The sequence below is a fragment of the Pseudonocardia sp. GCM10023141 genome (genome assembly GCF_042653605.1).
In genome coordinates, this window is the sequence record NZ_JBHSIR010000055.1 from 58661 (window position 1) to 77368 (window position 18708).

An 18708-nucleotide genomic window follows, 5' to 3' on the forward strand; every position below is an offset into this window, starting at 1 on the left:
GATGCCGCGCTCAGGCGTTGAGGTGCAGGTACTCCGTGCCCTCGGTGTTCTCCACCACCACGGCGGCGACGTCGCCCACCGCCACCGCGGCAGAGCCGTTGAGCGTGACCCCGTTGGTCTCGGCCGTGACCGGCACGATCCAGGAGCCTGCGGTCTCGCGCGTGCCGTCCTTCGCCACGACGATGATCCGGCAGTGCTCGCCTGCCGGCACTCCGCGCACGTTCGCCACCACCCGCACCCAGTTGCGGGCCGGCGCCACGGTGGCCTGCATGCTCGTGCCCTCGACGCCGTTGCCGACCAGCGTCAGCGTGCCGGCGGGCAGGGGAGCGGCCGGTGGCAGCGCCACGGCCACCGGTGGGGCGGTGGCGCGACCGACGGCCACCCCGCCGCCGAGCAGCGCCCCGGCCACCACGACGGCCGCCGCGGCGATCCCGAGTAGCCGGCGCCGCCTGCTGCTCGCCCGTTCGCTGCGCATCTGCCGCAGCGTGCGGGCCAGTACGAGGTCGGAGTCGGGCGGGCCGTCGAGGAAGGCCTCCGGTGGCACGTCGTCGAGCAGGACGGACATGGCGTGGAGGTCCTCCCACTCGGCGCGGCACGATGGGCAGCTCGCCACATGCTCCTCCACGGCGCGGGCCGCGTCGGCGTCGAGCAGGCCCAGCGCGTGCGCGCCCAGGTCGACGCGGTCGTGGCCCGTGGCGGGGTCGTGCTCGCGCCCGCTCATGCCGACATCCCCCCGGGTGCTTGACCGTTGTCGGCCAGGGTGGCGCGCAGTGCCCGCAGCGCGTAGTAGGACCGCGACTTCACGGTGCCGGCCGGGATGCCGAGCGCGTCGGCGGCCTCGACGAGGCTGCGGCCCTGGAAGTACAGCTGCTGGAGCACGCCTCGATGGTCCTCCGAGAGCTCGTCCATCGCACGCAGAACCGTGACGGAGGCGACGACGCTGTCGGCGTGGTCGCGCTGCACGGGCGGTGCGGTGGGGTCCTCGGCCACCTCCTTCGGGCGGGCCGCGCGCGCCCGGATCCGGTCGGTGACGAGGTTGCGGGTGACGGTCAGCAGCCAGCCGCGCGCCGACCCCTTGCCGTTGGTGAGCACCTCGGGGTGGCGCCACGCCCGGATCAGGGTCTCCTGCACCACGTCCTCGGCGGCGGCGCGGTCACCGAGCAACCGGGTGGCGTAGGCGAGCAGCGCGCGCCCGTGTTCGGCGTACACCGTGTGCACCAGCGCCTCGTCGGCGTCAGGCCGCCCGCGTGCGCCGCCGGGAGCGCTGCTGACCGCCATCAACCCCCCTCACGGGACCAGGAACCCCGCCGACACTAGCGGAGCGGAAACTGCGATGAACCGAGCATGGTCCTCGCTCGTGTAGTCGGCATGAAGCGCTACGGACCCCTGCTGACCCTGCTGGTGGTCGCGGTGCTCGGCGGGCTGCTGTTCGTGGTCAACCGAGCCGGCGATCCTGCCAACAACCCTGCTCCCGCCGCGGCCGCTGCCGCACCGGCGGCCGCCACCACGACCGCGCCACCCCCGGCCGCCGCGGCCACCCCGACGAAACCGCCCGCTGCCGCCGTGCAGCGCGTGTACGCCGGGCGCTCGTCGGGCAACGAGGTCACCGTCGCCATCGCGATCAAGGACGGGCGCGCCGTCGCCTACGTCTGCGACGGCAAGAAGGTGGAGGCCTGGCTGGAGGGCACCGTCTCGGGAGAGACGCTGTCGCTGACCGGCCCCAACGGTGCGACGATCACCGGCTCGGCGAGCGCAGCCAACTCGCTGGGCACCATCGCCGTCGGCGGGAAGCAGTGGCCCTACGCCGCGAAGACCGTCGACACGCCCGCCGGGCTCTACCAGGGCCGGGCCGACGTCAAGGGCGTCGCCAACCGGATCGGCTGGATCGTCCTGCCCGACGGCACCCAGACCGGCATCCGCTACGCCGGCGGTGAGCGCAGCCCCGCACCGGTGCTCGACCCGGCCCGACCCGCAGCAGTGACCATCGACGGGGTCCCGGTCACCGTCGAGACGCTCGACGGCGACTCCCAGGTGGTGGCGAAGTGATGAACGACGAACCGACCCGTCCGATCCGGCGCGAGGACCTGATCCCGCCGGGCCAGCAGGGTGCCCCGTACCCGGGACCGCCGCTGCGACCCGGGACGGCACCCGGCCCGATGGGAACGGGGCAGCTGGCCCCGGCCGGACCCCCCACCGGACCCCCCGCCCCCGCTGCACCCGCTGCTCCCAACATCGGCGCGGTGCTGGTCGCGGCGGCGCTCGCCGCGCTGGTCAGCGTCGGGATCGGGGTGTACGGCCGCTACCACGAGGCCACCTTCTTCGCGTTCAACATCGCCGGGTTCTCCTCCGGTGTCGCCGCGAAGGCGTGGCTGGCGACGCTGGCGTTCGTGCTCGCGCTCGTCCAGCTCGGCTCGGCCTTCGTCATGTACCGCGGGTCGTCGCCGGCCCCGGCGTGGATCAGCCCGCTGCACCGCTGGTCGGGCCGGGCCGCCGTGATCATCTCGGTGCCCGTCGCCGTGCACTGCCTCTACGCGCTCGGCTTCCAGCCCGCCGAGCCCCGCACGCTGATCCACTCGCTGTTCGGCTGCTTCTTCTACGGCGCGTTCGTCGCAAAGATGCTGCTGCTCACCCGCAAGGGCACACCCGGATGGACCCTGCCCCTGTTCGGCGGTGCCGTGTTCACCGCGCTCACCGCGCTGTGGCTGACGTCCTCGGTGTGGTTCTTCGCCACCAGCGGCATCACCTTCTGACCGTTTCGGCACCTCCCCGACCCACCACACGAACTTCCGGGAGCACGACGATGGAGCACCTGACCCGCCGCGCCGTACTGGCCGGCGCCTGCACCGCCTGCGCGGCCGTGGCCGTGACCGGCTGCGCGGGCTACGGCGCGGGCGGTCCGGCCGCGGCGGCCCCCGCCCCGGCGGCAGGCGGGGCCCCACCCGCAGCGGGTGCGGCGCCTGCCGCGGGCGGCGCGCTGACCACCACGGCCGACATCCCGGTCGGTGGCGGCAAGATCTTCGCCGACAAGGGCGTGGTGGTGACCCAGCCCGTCGCGGGCACCTTCAAGGCGTTCTCGACGACCTGCACGCACCAGGGCTGCACCGTGACGGCCGTGGCGGGCGGCACGATCAACTGCCCCTGCCACGGCAGCAAGTTCCGCATCGCCGACGGTTCGGTGGCAGGTGGGCCCGCTCCCAAGCCGCTGCCGAGCGCCTCGATCGCCGTGAAGGGGACAGCGATCACACTCGCCTGAGCGGGTGGGGAGCGCTACCGCGTCATTACACTCCGACCACTGCGGCACAGCGGCCGCGGTGGGCGGAGGAGCTGGAAGATGAACGCCGGAGAGGTCGCCGAGGCGGGTGTGGGGGACGCCGCCGTGCTCTCGCTCGCGGCGGGGTTCCCCCCTGCCGACGAGGCACAGTGGGCAGGGCTGGTCGATCAGGTGCTGCGGCGGTCCGGGCGGCTCGGCGAGGACGCCGCGCCCGGCTCCGGTGTCGAGAAGCTGACGTGGACGACCCCCGAGGGGATCCGCGTCCGCCCGCTCTACACCGCCACCGACGCTGCCGGCGCGGCCCCTGCCGGTGTGCCCGGCCTGCGCCCCTTCACCCGCGGCTCCCGTGCCGCGGGTGTCACCGCGGGCGGCTGGGACGTCCGGCAGCGCCACGCCGGCGCCGACGCCCGCGTGCTGCACGAGGCGGTGCTGGCCGACCTCGAGAACGGGGTCACGTCGATCTGGCTGCGGGTGGGCACCGGCAGCATCACCGCCGACGAACTGGCGGTCGCGCTCGAGGGCGTGCTGCTCGACCTCGCCCCGGTGATCGTCGACGACGGCGGTGCCGGCGTGGCCGCCGAGGCGTTCCTCGCGCTCGCCGACCAGCAGCCCGTGGCGCCCGCCGACCTGCTCGGCACGCTCGGGCTGGACCCGATCGGGCTGCGCGCCCGCACCGGCGCCGGCCCGGACGTCGCGTCGGTCGTTCCCGTCGCGAAGCGGGTGGCGGAGGAGTTCCCCAAGGTCAAGGCCATCGTCGTCGACGCGCTGCCGGTGCACGACACCGGCGGCTCCGACGCGCAGGAGCTCGGCTTCTCCCTCGCGGCGGGTGTCGCCTACCTGCGGGCGCTCGTCGACGCGGGTCTCGGCGTCGACGCGGCGGCCCGCACCCTGGAGTTCCGCTATGCCGCCACGGCCGAGCAGTTCGCCACCATCGCCAAGCTCCGCGCCGCCCGCCGCGTCTGGGCGCGGGTCCTGGAGGCCTGCGGCGCCGCTCCCGACACCGCGCAGGCGCAGCACGCCGTGTCGTCGCCGGTGATGTTCACCCGGCGCGACCCGTACGTGAACCTGCTGCGCGGCACGATCGCGGGCTTCGCCGCCGGTGTCGGGGGCGCCGACGCGGTCACCGTGGCGCCGTTCGACGCCGCGCTCGGGGCGTCCACCCCGTTCTCGCGCCGCATCGCGCGCAACACCCACGCGCTGCTGATGGAGGAGTCCCACCTCGCGCGCGTGATCGACCCGGCGGGCGGCTCCTGGTACGTCGAGTCGCTCACCGACGCCGTCGCTACCGCGGCATGGGCCTTCTTCCAGGAGATCGAGGCCGCGGGCGGTGTGGTCGCCGCACTCGACTCCGGGCTCGTCGCCGAGCGCACCGCCGCGGTGCGAGCCGCCCGGGAGCGCGCCATCGCCACCCGCAAGGTGCCGATCACGGGCGTCAGCGAGTTCCCCGACCTCGACGAGAAGCCCGTGGTCCGCGAGCCGCTCCCGCTGTTCGACGAGGACGGTGGGCTGCCCGTCTACCGCCCGGCGCAGGTCTACGAGTCCTTCCGCGACCGCTCCGACACGATCCTCGACGATGCCGGATCGCGCCCGCAGGCGTTCCTCGCGACGCTGGGCCCGCTCGCCGCCTACACCGCCCGCGCCGGGTTCGCCCGCAACCTGCTGCAGGCCGGCGGGATCGCGGCACCCGAGGCCGGTCCCACCGAGACGGCGCAGGACGTCGTCGCCGCGTTCGAGCAGGCCCACACCCCGGTGGCGGTGCTCTGCTCCACCGACGCGCTCTACACCGAGCGCGGTGCCGAGACGGTCGAGGCGCTGCGGGCCGCCGGCGCTCGGTACGTGCTGGTGGCCGGCAAGGCCGACATCCCTGGTGTCGACGGCCAGCTCTTCGCCGGCTGCGACGCCCCGGCCGCGATCGGCGCGGTCTACGCCGCTCTCGATGCCGCTCTTGATGGATCTCCGGAGGCGAAGTGAGCATCCCCGACTTCACGAAGGTCGACCTCGCCACCGCGGCGCCGACGGCCACCTGGTCCGACGCGCTGGCCGGGGCCGCCGAGCCGCCGGTATGGGACGCGCCGGAGGGCATCGGCGTCAAGCCGCTCTACACCGCGAGCGACACCGCCGAGCTGGACTTCCTGGGTACCTACCCCGGCATCACGCCCTACCTGCGCGGCCCGTACCCCACGATGTACGTGACGCAGCCGTGGACGGTGCGCCAGTACGCCGGGTTCTCCACGGCGGAGGCCTCCAACGCGTTCTACCGGCGCAACCTCGCGGCCGGGCAGAAGGGCCTCTCGATCGCCTTCGATCTGGCCACCCACCGCGGCTACGACTCCGACCACCCGCGCGTGGCCGGTGACGTCGGCATGGCCGGGGTGGCCATCGACTCCATCTACGACATGCGCCAGCTCTTCGACGGCATCCCGCTGGACAAGATGTCGGTGTCCATGACGATGAACGGCGCCGTGCTGCCCGTGCTCGCGCTCTACATCGTCGCGGCCGAGGAGCAGGGGGTGAAACCGGAGCAGCTCACGGGGACGATCCAGAACGACATCCTCAAGGAGTTCATGGTCCGCAACACCTACATCTACCCGCCGCAGCCGTCGATGCAGATGATCTCCGACATCTTCTCGTTCACCTCGCGGAAGATGCCGAAGTTCAACTCGATCTCGATCTCGGGCTACCACATCCAGGAGGCCGGGGCCACCAACGACCTCGAGCTGGCCTACACCCTCGCCGACGGGGTCGAGTACCTCCGCGCCGGGATCGCCGCCGGTCTCGACGTCGACAAGTTCGCCCCGCGCCTGAGCTTCTTCTGGGCGATCGGCATGAACTTCTCGATGGAGGTGGCCAAGATGCGGGCCGCCCGGCTGCTGTGGGCCAAGCTGGTGAGCCAGTTCGAGCCGCCACATGGTCCTGCGCTCAATGCCAAGTCGCTGTCGCTGCGCACGCACTGCCAGACCTCGGGCTGGTCGCTCACCGCGCAGGACGTCTACAACAACGTGGTGCGCACCTGCATCGAGGCGATGGCCGCGACGCAGGGCCATACGCAGAGCCTGCACACCAACGCGCTCGACGAGGCGCTCGCGCTGCCCACCGACTTCTCCGCTCGCATCGCGCGCAACACGCAGCTGCTGCTGCAGCAGGAGTCGGGCACCACCAAGGTGATCGACCCGTGGGGTGGCAGCCACTACATCGAGCGGCTCACCCACGACCTGGCGCGCCGGGCGTGGGGCCACATCGAGGAGGTCGAGCGCGCCGGCGGCATGGCGCAGGCCATCGACGAGGGCATCCCGAAGCTGCGCGTCGAGGAGGCCGCCGCCCGCACCCAGGCGCGGATCGACTCCGGGCGCCAGCCCGTGATCGGCATCAACAAGTACGTCGTCGACGTCGAGGACGACGCTGCGGAGATCGAAATACGCAAGGTCGACAACGCCGACGTCCGAGCCCAGCAGATCGAGAAGCTGCGGCGGCTGCGCGAGGAGCGCGACGACCGGGCCGTCGACAGCGCGCTGCAGGCGCTCACCAACGCCGCGGCCGCGATCGCCGAGGGCTCGCCGCGCACCGACGAGCAGAACGTGCTCGCGCTGGCCGTCGACGCGGCCCGTGCCATGGCCACGGTCGGGGAGATCTCCGACGCTCTGGAGAAGGTCTTCGGGCGCCACGCCGGCCAGATCCGCATCATCTCCGGGGTGTACTCCGAGGAGGCAGGGAAGAATCCCGCCATGGACCGCGCCCGCGAGCTGGTCGAGGAGTTCGCCGCCGAGGAGGGCCGCCAACCCCGCATCCTGGTGGCGAAGATGGGCCAGGACGGCCACGACCGCGGCCAGAAGGTGATCGCCACCGCCTTCGCCGACCTGGGCTTCGACGTCGACGTCGGCCCGCTGTTCCAGACCCCCGGCGAGGTCGCCCGCCAGGCCGTCGAGGCCGACGTGCACGTGGTCGGCGTCAACTCGCTGGCCGCCGGGCACCTCACGCTGGTTCCGCAGCTTCGCGACGAGCTCGCGGCGCTCGGGCGCGGCGACATCATGGTCGTCGTCGGGGGCGTGATCCCGCCCGGTGACTACCCCGCGCTCCACGAGGCGGGGGCCGCCGCCGTCTTCGGGCCGGGCACCGTGATCGCCGAGGCTGCGGTGGACCTGCTGCAGAAGCTGACGGCGAGCCTCCAAGACTGATGGCTCGCACCATCGACGTCCCGGAGCTCGTCAAGGGCGTGCTGGACGGCAACCGGGCGGTGCTGGCGCGCGCCGTCACGCTCGTGGAGAGCAGCCGCGTCGACCATCGGCAGTCCGCGCAGCAGATGCTGATGGAGCTGCTGCCGCACGCAGGCGGGGCGCAGCGCGTGGGGATCAGCGGCGTTCCCGGGGTCGGGAAGTCGACGTTCATCGAGTCGCTGGGCACCCGGCTGACCGGCGACGGGCACCGGGTGGCGGTGCTGGCCGTCGACCCGTCCTCGACCCGGACCAAGGGGTCGATCCTCGGTGACAAGACCCGCATGGCGAAGCTGTCGACGCAGGAGCACGCGTTCGTGCGGCCCTCCCCGAGCGCGGGCACGCTCGGCGGGGTCGCCCGCGCCACCCGCGAGACGATCGTGCTGATGGAGGCCGCGGGCTACGACGTGGTGCTGGTCGAGACGGTCGGTGTCGGCCAGTCCGAGGTGGCCGTTGCCGGGATGGTCGACACGTTCCTGCTGCTCACGATCGCGCGCACCGGCGACGCGCTGCAGGGGATCAAGAAGGGCATCCTCGAGCTCGCCGACGTCGTCGCCGTCAACAAGGCCGACGGGCCGCACGAGCGCGAGGCGAAGGGTGCTGCCCGCGAGCTGAGCAGCGCGCTGCGGCTGATGGCGCCCGGGCCTGCCGACTGGCGCCCGCCGGTACTGCCCTGCAGCGCGCAGTCCGGCGCGGGGATGGGTGAGGTCTGGGACAAGGTCGTGGAGCACCGGGCCGCGCTGGAGGCCGGCGGTGACCTGGCGGCGAAGCGGGCCCGCCAGCAGGTGGAGTGGATGTGGGCGATGGTGCGCGACCAGCTGATGGACCGGCTGCGCTCCGACCCAGGGGTGCGCGAGCAGCTCCCGCGGCTGGAGCAGGGTGTGCGCTCCGGTGAGCTGACCCCGACGCTGGGAGCGCAGTCGATCCTGGACATGCTCGGCCTGGGCTGACCCCTGGGTGTCACGTTCCGTGAGTGATCGTGACCAGAAGTCACGATGGTGGAACCCGCAGGCAACAGAACCGAAACACGACGACGCCACGGTGATCCCGACGGGCAGGCGCCCGGCGGGCGGGAGGTGCCGGCGGATGATCGTGGTCGAGCGCGACGACGGGCCCGAGGTCGGCCTCACGGGCGCGCGGTTCGGCGGCGCCGGGCGGCGCCGGAAGGCCAAGGCCCTCCCCGACACCGACCCGGCCATCGACGCCGCCACCGACGTGTTCGCGGTGGTCTCGTCGCCGCCGGAGCCCGCACCCGCCGTCGGGCTCACGGGAGCCCGGTTCGGCGGAGCGACCCGCCGCAAGCGCACGCCCCGTGCGGTGGCGCCGCTCGCCGCACCCGCAGTCGACGCGCCTCCGCCGCTGCAGCTCGTCTCGCCGCCGTTGCCCGGCGTCGAACCGGAGCCAGCGGAGCTCGTCGCGTCCGGCGTCGCCGTGCGGCCCTACGTCCTCACCGGCGGTCGGACCCGGTCGCCGTGGGAGTTCGGCCTCGAGACGCTGATCTCGGCCGTCCCGCGGGCCACACCCGATCCGGAGCACCAGAGCGTCTTCGCCCTGTGTCGCGAGCCTCGCGCCGTCGCAGAGATCGCCGCACTGCTGCGGATCCCGTTAGGTGTGGCCCGCGTGCTCGTCGGCGATCTCGCGGCCGCGGGCGCGGTGGCCGTCCACCGCGCGCCGAGCACGGGTGGCCCCGACCTCGTGCTCATGGAACGCGTGCTGGGCGGGCTGCGCAGGCTGGCGTAGAGCCGGCGCGTCCGGTTGCGCGGTCTGCGAGGGTGGCGCCGTGGTCGACGTCCCGGTGCTGGTGCAGAACAAGGCCCGCTCGGTCGGCGCGACGGCGTGGCTGGCCGCGCTTCCCGGCGTGCTCGCGGAGCTGGAGCGCGAGTGGTCGATGAGCATCGGTCGGGCCTACGACAGCGGGACGGAGGCCTTCGTCGCGCGGGCGATCCTGCGCGACGCGACGCCGGTGGTGGTCAAGCTGATCATCCCAACGTGGTTCGCGAGTGGGAACGGCTCGACCGGCCGTGCAGCGAGCGCGCCGTCGAGCAGGCGGTGCGCTGTGCCGAGCGGTGCATCGCCGCGCACGACGACGAGCGGGCGGTGCTGGTGCACGGCGACGTGCACCAGTGGAACGCGCTGGAGGCGGGTGGCGGGTTCGCCTTGATCGACCCGGACGGGCTGCTCGCGGAGCCGGAGTACGACCTCGGCGTCCTGATGCGCGAGGACCCCGTCGAGCTGCTCGCCGAGCGGGAACCGTTCGACCGCGCCGCCCGGCTGGCGGCGTGGACGGGCCTCGACGCGAGCGCGATCTGGGAGTGGGGAGTGGTCGAGCGCGTCTCGACCGGGCTGATCTGCGCCGCGATCGAGCTGCAACCCGTCGGTCGCCAGCTGCTGGCCGCGGCCGACCGCGTCGCGGCGGCGTGGCACCACCTCGGACGGGTGAACGACGGCTAGCGTGGACGCAGTGCTCGGGATCAGCCATGCAACCTCCGGTGCGGCTCTCGGGCTGGTGGTGGCGGGGTACGCGCCGCAGCTGGCGGGCCTGCACCCCACGGCGGGCGGGATCGTCACGTTCGCCGCCGTGTGCGCGGGTGCGGCGTTGCTGCCCGACCTGGACCACCCGTCTTCGGTGGCGACGCGGCGGTTCTCGGTGGCGTCGTGGATCGCGAGCCGGGTGGTGCGGCCGCTCTCGGCCGTCACCTATGACCTCACCCGGGGCAGCCGCGACACCGGCCGCGGCACCCATCGCGGTCTGACCCACACGGCCGTCGCCGCCGTGCTGCTCGGCGTCGGGATCAATGCGGCGTCGGCGCGCTGGGGCACGCCGGTGCTGCTCGGCACGCTGTTCGTGTGCATCGCGCTCGCGATCAAGGGCCTGGACGCGATGGTGCCCGGCCCGCCGTCGCTGGTGATCGCGGCCGGGTTCACCTACGCCGTGGAGGAGTTCGTGCCGGGCGGCACGGCGGGCACCGCGGGGTGGCTCGGCTCGGCCGTGACGCTCGGGATGCTCGTGCACTCCGTCGGCGACGCCATCACCGAGTCGGGCGCGCCGCTGCTGTGGCCGCTGCGGATCCGCAAGCGCAGTTGGTACCCCGTCGGGACCCCGCGGCCGCTGCGGTTCCGCACCGGCGGGGCGGTGGAGCTCTGGCTGGTGGCGCCGGCACTGACCGTGGCGGTGTTCCTGCTGGCCGCGCTCGTGGTGCCCGGGCTGGGGGAGCTGTTGCTGCGGCTCAAGGACCAGGTGGTGGCGTTGCTGCCGGGGGCGTGACACGGGGGCGGCGCTACCGCAGCAGGTCCGGGGTCTCCCAGCCCTTGCCCAGCACGTGGTGGTCCAGGAACGCCTGCACCGTCTGGTACCAGACCGTCGCGTTGCCCGGGGTGAGCACCCAGTGGTTCTCGTCGGGGTAGTAGAGGAACCGGTGGGGCAGCTGCGCCGGGTCACCCTCGTGGCGCGACACCAGGTCCCACCACAGGTGCAGGGCCTCACCGATGGGTACGCGGTAGTCGCGGTCACCGTGGATCACCAGCGTCGGGGTGACGATCGCGTCGGCGCTGTGGTGCGGGCTGTTGCCGGCCGCCATCTCCGCGGTCATCTCCCGCGCCCAGTAGCTGGCGTCGTCGGTGGTGGAGCCGAAGCCCTCGAGGTCCCACAGGCTCGCGTGCGTGACGATCGCGGCGAACCGGTCGGTGTGGCCCGCCACCCAGTTGGCCATGTACCCGCCGAAGGAGCCGCCCATCGCGGCCGTGCGGTCGGCGTCGATGTCGGGCCGGGCGACGGCGGCGTCGGTGAGCGCCATGAGGTCGGTGTAGGGCGCGCCGCCCCACTGCCCCCAGCCGCGCGCGATGAAGTCGAGGCCGTAGCCGGTGGACAGTGCCGGGTCCGGCAGCAGCACCGCGTAGCCGCGGGCGGCGAGCAGCCACGGGCACCAGCGCCACGACCAGGCGTTCCAGCTGCCGAGCGGGCCACCGTGGATCCACAGCACCAGCGGCGCGGGCGACGCCGCCGACGCGCCGTCGGGCAGCACCAGCCAGGACCGCAGCGGCGTGCCGTCGGCGGCGGTGGACTGCACCTCGGTGAGCGTGCCCGGCAGCGGGCCGGACGCGGCCGGGCCCGGCAGCGGCACCGGCTGCTGGTCGGGGGTGTGCGCGTCGATCCGGACGGGTGCGGGCGGGGCGTCGACGGCGCTGCGCAGCAGGTAGACCGTGGAGCCGTCGGGCGCGACCTGCGGGTCGGAGTACGCACCGTGGTCGCCGGTGAGGCGCGTGATCGTGGCCGGGCCGCTGCCGTCGAGGTCGAACCGGAACGCCGGGGACCGCCCGTTGTCATCGGCGGTGACGATCAGCGCGGCGCTGTCAGGCGCCCAGGCGAACGCCCCGGGCCAGCGGTCCCAGCCTGCGGTGAGGTCGCGAGCGGCGCCGCCCGCGATCGGCAGCACGACGAGCGCGAGGTCGGTCGGCTCCGTCGGGGTGGAGCGCGACTCCCGGTAGCAGGCGACGAACCGGCCGTCCGGGCTGATGACCGGGCCGTAGAACTCCAGGCCCGCCTCGTCGGCGAGCGGGCGCACCGCGCCGGTGCTGACGTCGATGGCCACCAGGGTCGGGCGCTGGGCGCCGCCGGTCTCGGGGCGTGCCCAGTGCGCCACGACCGTGGAGCCGTCGGGGGTGATGTCGTAGGAGCCCTCGCGCAGCGCGGCCCCGGGGGCGGGCGTGAGGTCGTTCCAGACGATCGGGCCGTCGGTCGTCGGATCACCGGTGAGCAGTCGCGGCTGGTCGGGACCGAGGTCGTGGTCCCAGTAGCGCACGGGGTAGGCGGTGTGCAGGATCGCCGACACCTTCTGCTCCCGGCGGGCCTTGCGGCGCGTCTCGTCGTCCTCGGTGGTGACGGAGCCGGGCAGCGTCATCGACGTGACCAACACGGTGCCCGCGCTGCGGGCGACGACCGCGCCACCCACCCCACCCGGGCGGGTGCCGACGACGTGCGCCTCCCCGCTCGCCGGCAGGCACCACAGCGCGGGCGGCTCGTCGGCCGGCTGGTCCTTGCGCTCGGCGTCGGGACGGGCGGAGCCGAAGAGCAGGTCGCCGCCGGGGGTGAACACCGGCGACGACTCGCCCTTCGGACCGCGGGTGAGCCGCCGGGCGGGCTGCTCTCCGGTCGGGTCGATCTCCCACAGCGCCGGTCGGAACCGGGTCTTCTCGGGATCGAGCGTGGCCACGGTGGTGACCAGGCGCGTGCCGTCCGGGGAGAGCGCGAGGCCAGACAGGCGGGGGAGCGCCTGGAAGGCCTGCAGGTCATGGAAGCTGGTCGGGTTCTCCGTCACCAGCCGAGTATGTATCAGGGGGTGAGCAGCACCTTGCCGGTGGTGCGCCTGCCCTGCAGGTCCTCGTGCGCGCTCTTCGCGTCGGCCAGCGGGTAGCGGGCGCCGATGCGGATGTCGAGCGTGCCGTCGGCCACCGCGGCCAGCACCGCCGCGGCGCGGGTGCGCAGCTCCTCGGTGGTGATGACGTGGTGGGCCAGCGTCGGCCGGGTGAGGAACAGCGACCCGCCGCTGTTGAGCCGCTGCGGGTCCACCGGGGGCACGGGGCCGCTGGCGGCGCCGAACAGCACGAGCGTGCCGCGGATGCGCAGGCTCGCGAGGCTCGCGTCGAAGGTGGTGGCGCCCACGCCGTCGTAGACCGCGGCGACGCCCGTGCCGCCGGTGAGCGCGCGAACCTCCGCGGCGAGGTCGTCGACCTCGGTGTAGCGCACGACGTCGGACGCGCCCGCGGCCCGCGACAGCGCCTCCTTCTCGGCGCTGGAGACCGTGGTGATCACCCGGGCCCCGAGCGCCGTGGCCAGCTGGGTGAGCAGCAGCCCGGTGCCGCCCGCGCCGGCGTGCACGAGGATGTCGTCGCCGGGCCGGACGTGGTAGCTGTCGTGGAGCAGGTAGTGCGTGGTCATGCCCTGCAACATCGCGCCGGCGGCCTGCTCGTCGGTGATCCCGTCGGGCACCGGGACGACGCGCGCAGCCGGCACCGCGGCCAGCTCGGCGTAGCTGCCCGCGACGTCGCCCCACGCGACCCGGTCGCCCACGGCGACGTCGGTGACGTCCGCACCCAGTGCGCGCACGCGACCGGCCGCCTCCATGCCGGGAACGAAGGGCAGCGGGATCGGGTAGATGCCCTGGCGCTGGTAGGTGTCGATGAAGTTGACGCCCGCCGCGGCGACCTCGACGAGCACCTGGCCGGGGCCGGGCTCGGGGGTGGGCAGGTCGGCGGGGGTCAGGACATCGGGTCCACCGGTGGTGGTGATCTGGATGGCGCGCACCGGCTCATCATTCCCCGGCCGAGACGATCAGGTGCGGGCGGCCTCGGCCAGTTCCGGAGCCGTCGCGGCGGCCGTGACGAGCGGCGGGCGGGCCGTGGTGGCGGACCAGACGGCGGCCGCCCCGAGCGTGACCAGCGCCGCGCCGAGCACGTGCAGCGCAGCGAGGAGCTCGGGAACGCCCAGCGCGTACTGCGTGCCGCCGAGCGCGCCCTGCAGCAGCACGAGCGCGACGAGCCAGAGGTAGCGCCGCCATACCCGCTGCGGTGCGGCGACGGCGCGGAGCATGAACCCGAGGCCGATCAGCAGGCCGAGGTAGCCGAAGAGCAGGTCGGCGTGGAGCTGGGCGAGCTGCGGCACGCCGATGTCGAGGCGCGGCGTCCGGGCGTCGCCGGCGTGGGGCCCGGCGGCGGTGACGAGCGTGCCGGCCACGAGCAGCGCGGCGAGCACCGCGGAGCTGGCGGCGATGAGCCCGCGCACCGGGCGCCCGACGAGCAGGTGCCGCGGACCGTCGCCGTCGGAGGTGGCGTCGACCAGCAGCACCGACAGCCAGACCAGGATGATCGACGCGAGGAAGTGCAGCGACACGCTCCACCAGACCAGGCCGGTGAGCACCGTCATCCCGCCGATCACGGCCTGCGCCACCACCCCGAGTGGCTGCGCGAGCGCCAGCAGGGTGACGCGGCGCCGCCGGGGCCGCAGGTTGAGCGCGGCGAGCAGGCAGATGCCGGCGATGATCACCACGGCGACGCCGAGGAGCCGGTTGCCGAACTCGATCCACTGGTTGAGCGCGGCCACGTCGGAGTGCGGTGTGGGCACGAGGCTGCCGGGATAGCACTCCGGCCACGTCGGGCAGCCGAGCCCGGAACCGGTGACGCGCACCGTGGCCCCGCCGATCGCCACCCCCACCTCCGCGACCAGTGCGGCGATGGCGATGCGGCGCATCACGACGGCCGAGGTACCGGGCAGGCGAGCGATGACGGACACACCGAGATGGTATGCGGCGGCGTCCGGCGATCTTCTACGGGTCGTCGTAGACGGCGGCGTCGCGTCCTCGCACACCCTGTCCGGTCGTCGCAGGGGTTGGGCGCCGTGCGAGGTCGGGAGAGCCTCTGCGAGGTCGGGCGGGGTGTGCGGGTGCACACGTCGCACACCGTCGGAGGTCTTCGCACGATCTCGCAGGTCGTCGCAGGGGTTGGATGCCGTGCGACGTCGGGAGAGAGCATGCGATGTCGAGCGGGTTTGCGCGTTCGGGCCCGCGATCGCGCCCTGGTCGTCAACCTTGGCCCATGACATCCGGGATCCAGTGGAGGCGGTCGCTGCTCGCGGCGGGCGTCACCGAAGACGAGCTGCGCCGATGGCTGCGGGCGGGCTCGCTCGTGCCGCTCCGCCGTGGTGCCTACGCCACGGGCCTCCCGCCACGACCGGAGGACCAGCACCTGCTTCAGGCGCTCGCCGCTGCGCGGGAGCTCGCCCCTGATGCGGTGCTGAGCCACGTGTCGGCGGCCGTCCTGCACGGGCTCGACGTCTGGGGCGTGTCCCTGGACCGCGTGCACGTCACCCGGCATCGCCGCAGCGGGGTGCGGATCGGGCGCCAGATCCACGTCCATGCGGCCACGCTCGCCCCCCACGAGATCGTCTCGCTGCACGGCCTACGCGTCACCTCGCTGGCGCGGACGGTGGCCGACAACGCGCGGTCCCTGCCGATGCCGCCTGCGGTGGTGATCGCCGACTCGGCGCTGCACACCGGAACGGTCACGCATGCGGAACTGGTCGACGCGCTCGGTGAGCGCCGGCCGGGTGCGGCAGCGGCCCGGCGCATCCTCACCTTCGCCGACGGCCGCGCCGACAACCCGGGGGAGTCGCTGAGCCGGGTGCAGATGCGGCTGGCGGGGCTGCCTCCGCCCGACCTGCAGCACACCGTGCTGACGCGCGGTGGTCGGTTCGTCGGAACCGTCGACTTCTGGTGGCCCGGCGTGGTCGGTGAGTTCGACGGCCGCGTCAAGTACGGCCGGCTGCTCGAACCGGGCCAGGAACCCGGCGACGTGGTGTGGAAGGAGAAGGTGCGCGAGGACGCGATCCGGGCCGAGGATCACGCCGTCGTGCGCTGGATCTGGGCGGATCTGACCAACTTCGACCCGGTCGCCGCGATGCTGCGGGAGCGGATCGGCCGCGGCCATCGACGCTGACGTCGCACACGTTGCGGGGTCGTCGCACGGTGTGGGCGGTGTGCGACGACACTGCCGGGTGTGCGAGGTCGGGCTGGGTGGGTCTAGCCGAGGGCGCGGCCGAGATCGTCGGTGGAGGGTCGGCGCAGGATCGTGCCGTCGCGCAGCGTCACCATGGGGGTGTCGGTCGCGGCCACCCCGAGCTCGTCGAGCAGGCTGCCGGCGCCGGTGTCCTCGTCGAGGTCGGTGAAGGCGTGCGTCACGGCGTTCGCCGCGGCCCAGCGTCGCAGCTCTCCGGTGAGCGGGTCGGCGCCGCGGCCGATGACGCGCAGGTCGGCGGCGTCGGCGAGCAGGTGGGAGCGGCGCAGCAGGAACGCGCGCAGCACGATGTCGTGCAGCCGCGGGGACTCGGCGAACGCCGCGCGCAGGCCCGCGACGTCGAGGTCGATCACCGTGCCGGGCCGCGTCACCACCGCGGAGAGGAAGACGGGCTGGTCGCCGAGCAGGTTGAGCTCGCCGAGGAAGCGGCCGGTGCCGCTGACCGACAGGACCCGGCTGCTGGCCCGGTCGAGGTCCTCGACCACGGCGACGAGGCCGTCGAGGACGACGAAGAAGTCGTAGCCGGGGTCGCCCTCGCGGAACAGGACGTCCCCGACGGCGACGCTGCGGCGCACCCCGTGGCGCTCCAGCAGGTCCAACAGCTCCGAGGGCAGGCGCGGGAACGACCCGTCGGGGTCGTCGGTCTCCCGGTCCCCCTCCGGGAGCGTGGCGTCGGCCATCTGCTCGCCGCGCTGCTCGTCGCTGCGCCTGTTGCCGAGCATCGGCGTCGTTACGGCCATCGGGGCCCCGTCGCGGTGCGCCGGTTCGACACCGAGCCCGCCGGCGGATGCGAGGAGCCGCGCGGCGAGCGTCTCGGCGTCGTAGGGATCGGTGTGCCGGTGGCCGCCGACGAAGAACGTGGGCGTCGATCCCACGCCGCTCGCCTCGGCCGACGCGGCGTCGTCGCGGACGCGGCGGGCGTAGCGGGCATCGCCGAGGTCACGGCTGAAGCGCTGCACGTCGAGGCCGACGGCGGCGGCGTGGTCGAGCAGGTCGAGCGCCGAGAGCGCGTCCTGGTGGGCGAAGAGCCGGTCGTGCATCGCCCAGAAGTGTCCCTGCGCGGCCGCCGCCTCGGCCGCTTCGGCGGCGAGCATCGCGTGCGGATGGACGTCCTCGAGCGGGATGTGCCGGAAGACGTAGCGCAGGCGGTCGCCGAAGCGCTCGCGCAGCTCCTCGACGACGCCGGTGGCCCGGCCGCAGAACGGGCACTCGAAGTCGCCGAACTCCACGAGCGTCAAGGGGGCGTCGACGGGCCCGCGGATGTGGTCGCGCTCGACGTCGACGGGTGGGTCCAGCCGGGTCGGTCGCATCGACGCCTGCGGGCCGCGCAACCGGTCGCCGAGCCGGAAGACCCCCCAGCCCAGCGCCGCTGCCAGCAACGATCCGACCAGCACGCCGATCCTGGCCTGGTCGGCGAGCGCCCGGTCGGGCAGCGACAGGTCGATGATGAACAGGGAGATCGTGAAGCCGATGCCCGAGAGCGCGGCCCCGCCGGCGAGCTGCCACGCGCCCAGTCCCGGAGCCAGGGTGCCCAGGCGCAGCCGGACCGCGGCGGCGACGCCGAACGTCACCCCGATGCCCTTGCCGAGCACCAGACCGGCGATGACGCCGAGCGTCACCGGCGACGCCCACGCCGCCCGCAGCGCTGTCGCATCCAGCGTGACGCCGGCATTGGCCAGTGCGAACACCGGCACGATCACGAAGCTCGACCACGGCTGGTAGAGCAGTTGCAGCCGTTCGGTGCCCGAGACGGAGCGGTCGATGCTGAGCCGGGCCGCCCTGGCGAACTCCGCGTTGGGGGACTGCCGGAAGGCGCGCGTGAGCCGCTCGGCGTCCTCGACGTCGTCGCGGCGCGGCCGGTAGGCCGGGGAGAACAGCGCGATCACGACACCGGCAATGGTGGGGTGCACGCCCGAGGCGTACATCGCGATCCAGATCCCGACGCCGACCACCCCGTAGGCGGGACCGCGCCAGACCTTCAGCCCGAACCGCAGCACCAGCATCAGCCCGAGCCCGGCGACGGCGAGCAGCAGCGGGCCGATCGCGAGGTGGTCGGTGTAGAAGACGGCGATGATCGTGAGCGCCCCGACGTCATCGGCGACGGCGAGGGTCAGCAGGAACAGCCGCAGCTGCAACGGGCAGGCCGGGCCCACCAGCACGAGAACCCCGAGCAGGAACGCCGTGTCGGTGGAGATCACCGCCCCCCAGGCCTGGGCGGCGGCGCCGGTGGGGTTGAACGCCAGGAAGATCAGGGCGGGGACGGCGAGCCCGGTCAGGGCCGCGACCACCGGGATCGCCGCCCGGCGCCGGTCGGTGAGCTCGCCGATGGCGAGCTCGCGCTTGACCTCGAGCCCGACGACGAAGAAGAAGAACACCATGAGGCCGTCGTTGACCCAGTGGCGCAGGTCCAGCGCGAGCTCGGCGTTGCCGACCCGGACCGCGAGCTGGGTCTCCCAGAACTCGGCGTAGGTCGCGGCCCACGGCGAGTTGGCCCAGATCAGCGCGATGACGGTGGCGGTGAGCAGCAGCCCCGCGCTGCTGGCCTGGTTGGCCATCAGCGACCGCAGCGGCGCCGCGACCTGCGCGACCAGCGTCCGCCCGCGCGGTTGCGTCCGGCCGGTGCCGATCGTCGGTCCGGCCGGTTGCGGCGAGTTCACCCGCGCA

General features: G+C 73.8%; 16 protein-coding genes. 10 read left to right on the forward strand and 6 right to left on the reverse strand.

What is annotated here, in order from left to right; translation table 11 throughout:
- Positions 1-10: 10 nt before the first annotated feature.
- Both ACFPFQ_RS29335 and ACFPFQ_RS29340 read right to left on the reverse strand, forming a co-directional pair.
- Positions 11-721 carry a zf-HC2 domain-containing protein gene (locus tag ACFPFQ_RS29335; protein ID WP_379624557.1) on the reverse strand — a complete coding sequence of 237 codons (711 nt, stop codon included), beginning with the start codon at positions 719-721 and terminating at the stop codon, positions 11-13.
- A complete protein-coding gene (locus ACFPFQ_RS29340; RefSeq protein WP_379624559.1) occupies positions 718-1278 on the reverse strand; it encodes a sigma-70 family RNA polymerase sigma factor in 561 nt (186 codons plus the stop codon). The genes ACFPFQ_RS29335 and ACFPFQ_RS29340 overlap by 4 nt, the downstream gene beginning before the upstream one ends.
- Positions 1279-1368: 90 nt before the next feature.
- On the opposite strand from ACFPFQ_RS29340, the gene ACFPFQ_RS29345 reads away from it, so the two are divergent.
- The 9 genes from ACFPFQ_RS29345 to ACFPFQ_RS29385 all read left to right on the forward strand — a co-directional run bounded on the left by ACFPFQ_RS29345 (position 1369) and on the right by ACFPFQ_RS29385 (position 10744).
- On the forward strand, positions 1369-2046 hold the full coding sequence (locus ACFPFQ_RS29345; RefSeq protein WP_379624561.1) for a hypothetical protein: 678 nt from the start codon (positions 1369-1371) through the stop codon (positions 2044-2046).
- The gene (locus ACFPFQ_RS29350; RefSeq protein WP_379624563.1) at positions 2046-2750 is read left to right on the forward strand and encodes a DUF6529 family protein; all 705 of its coding nucleotides are present in this window, start codon (positions 2046-2048) and stop codon (positions 2748-2750) included. Before ACFPFQ_RS29345 ends, ACFPFQ_RS29350 begins: the two co-directional genes overlap by 1 nt.
- A gap of 50 nt (positions 2751-2800) precedes the next feature.
- On the forward strand, positions 2801-3253 hold the full coding sequence (locus tag ACFPFQ_RS29355) for a Rieske (2Fe-2S) protein (RefSeq protein WP_379624565.1): 453 nt from the start codon (positions 2801-2803) through the stop codon (positions 3251-3253).
- 78 nt (positions 3254-3331) lie between these two features.
- Positions 3332-5242, forward strand: a complete 1911-nt coding sequence (locus ACFPFQ_RS29360) for a methylmalonyl-CoA mutase family protein (protein WP_379624567.1) — start codon at positions 3332-3334, stop codon at positions 5240-5242.
- Positions 5239-7443, forward strand: a complete 2205-nt coding sequence (gene scpA, locus ACFPFQ_RS29365) for a methylmalonyl-CoA mutase (RefSeq protein WP_379624569.1) — start codon at positions 5239-5241, stop codon at positions 7441-7443. The genes ACFPFQ_RS29360 and scpA overlap by 4 nt, the downstream gene beginning before the upstream one ends.
- Positions 7443-8429, forward strand: a complete 987-nt coding sequence (meaB, locus tag ACFPFQ_RS29370) for a methylmalonyl Co-A mutase-associated GTPase MeaB (RefSeq protein ID WP_379624571.1) — start codon at positions 7443-7445, stop codon at positions 8427-8429. The genes scpA and meaB overlap by 1 nt, the downstream gene beginning before the upstream one ends.
- Positions 8430-8565: 136 nt before the next feature.
- Complete coding sequence (locus ACFPFQ_RS29375) at positions 8566-9219, forward strand: DUF742 domain-containing protein (RefSeq protein ID WP_379624573.1); 654 nt, start codon at positions 8566-8568, stop codon at positions 9217-9219.
- 249 nt (positions 9220-9468) lie between these two features.
- On the forward strand, positions 9469-9930 hold the full coding sequence (locus tag ACFPFQ_RS29380; RefSeq protein WP_379624575.1) for a phosphotransferase: 462 nt from the start codon (positions 9469-9471) through the stop codon (positions 9928-9930).
- Between the two features lies 1 nt (position 9931).
- The gene (locus tag ACFPFQ_RS29385; protein ID WP_379624577.1) at positions 9932-10744 is read left to right on the forward strand and encodes a metal-dependent hydrolase; all 813 of its coding nucleotides are present in this window, start codon (positions 9932-9934) and stop codon (positions 10742-10744) included.
- Positions 10745-10757: 13 nt separating this feature from the next.
- Here the strand turns inward: ACFPFQ_RS29385 and ACFPFQ_RS29390 are convergent, their stop codons facing one another.
- The 3 genes from ACFPFQ_RS29390 to ACFPFQ_RS29400 are packed head-to-tail and all read right to left on the reverse strand — an operon-like array spanning position 10758 to position 14764.
- Positions 10758-12794, reverse strand: coding sequence for a prolyl oligopeptidase family serine peptidase (locus tag ACFPFQ_RS29390; protein WP_379624579.1), 2037 nt, complete (start codon positions 12792-12794; stop codon positions 10758-10760).
- Between the two features lie 14 nt (positions 12795-12808).
- A complete protein-coding gene (locus ACFPFQ_RS29395) occupies positions 12809-13780 on the reverse strand; it encodes a quinone oxidoreductase family protein (protein WP_379624583.1) in 972 nt (323 codons plus the stop codon).
- A gap of 27 nt (positions 13781-13807) precedes the next feature.
- Positions 13808-14764 (reverse strand): COX15/CtaA family protein, encoded by a 957-nt coding sequence (locus ACFPFQ_RS29400; RefSeq protein WP_379624585.1) that lies wholly within the window; start codon positions 14762-14764, stop codon positions 13808-13810.
- 302 nt (positions 14765-15066) lie between these two features.
- Between ACFPFQ_RS29400 and ACFPFQ_RS29405 the strand changes: the two genes are divergently transcribed.
- Entirely contained in the window at positions 15067-15966 is a 900-nt protein-coding gene (locus ACFPFQ_RS29405) for a type IV toxin-antitoxin system AbiEi family antitoxin domain-containing protein (RefSeq protein ID WP_379624587.1), read from the forward strand.
- Positions 15967-16049: 83 nt separating this feature from the next.
- Here the strand turns inward: ACFPFQ_RS29405 and nhaA are convergent, their stop codons facing one another.
- Positions 16050-18701 (reverse strand): Na+/H+ antiporter NhaA, encoded by a 2652-nt coding sequence (nhaA, locus tag ACFPFQ_RS29410; RefSeq protein ID WP_379624589.1) that lies wholly within the window; start codon positions 18699-18701, stop codon positions 16050-16052.
- Positions 18702-18708: the final 7 nt, after the last annotated feature.

Excerpts from the sequence above, each read along its gene's own strand:
- ACFPFQ_RS29335 (WP_379624557.1), bottom strand. The coding sequence starts at position 721 with ATGAGCGGGCGCGAGCACGACCCCGCCACGGGCCACGACCGCGTCGAC.
- ACFPFQ_RS29340 (WP_379624559.1), bottom strand. The coding sequence starts at position 1,278 with ATGGCGGTCAGCAGCGCTCCCGGCGGCGCACGCGGGCGGCCTGACGCC.
- ACFPFQ_RS29345 (WP_379624561.1), top strand. The coding sequence starts at position 1,369 with ATGAAGCGCTACGGACCCCTGCTGACCCTGCTGGTGGTCGCGGTGCTC.
- ACFPFQ_RS29350 (WP_379624563.1), top strand. The coding sequence starts at position 2,046 with ATGAACGACGAACCGACCCGTCCGATCCGGCGCGAGGACCTGATCCCG.
- ACFPFQ_RS29355 (WP_379624565.1), top strand. The coding sequence starts at position 2,801 with ATGGAGCACCTGACCCGCCGCGCCGTACTGGCCGGCGCCTGCACCGCC.
- ACFPFQ_RS29360 (WP_379624567.1), top strand. The coding sequence starts at position 3,332 with ATGAACGCCGGAGAGGTCGCCGAGGCGGGTGTGGGGGACGCCGCCGTG.
- meaB (WP_379624571.1), top strand. The coding sequence starts at position 7,443 with ATGGCTCGCACCATCGACGTCCCGGAGCTCGTCAAGGGCGTGCTGGAC.
- ACFPFQ_RS29375 (WP_379624573.1), top strand. The coding sequence starts at position 8,566 with ATGATCGTGGTCGAGCGCGACGACGGGCCCGAGGTCGGCCTCACGGGC.
- ACFPFQ_RS29405 (WP_379624587.1), top strand. The coding sequence starts at position 15,067 with ATGACATCCGGGATCCAGTGGAGGCGGTCGCTGCTCGCGGCGGGCGTC.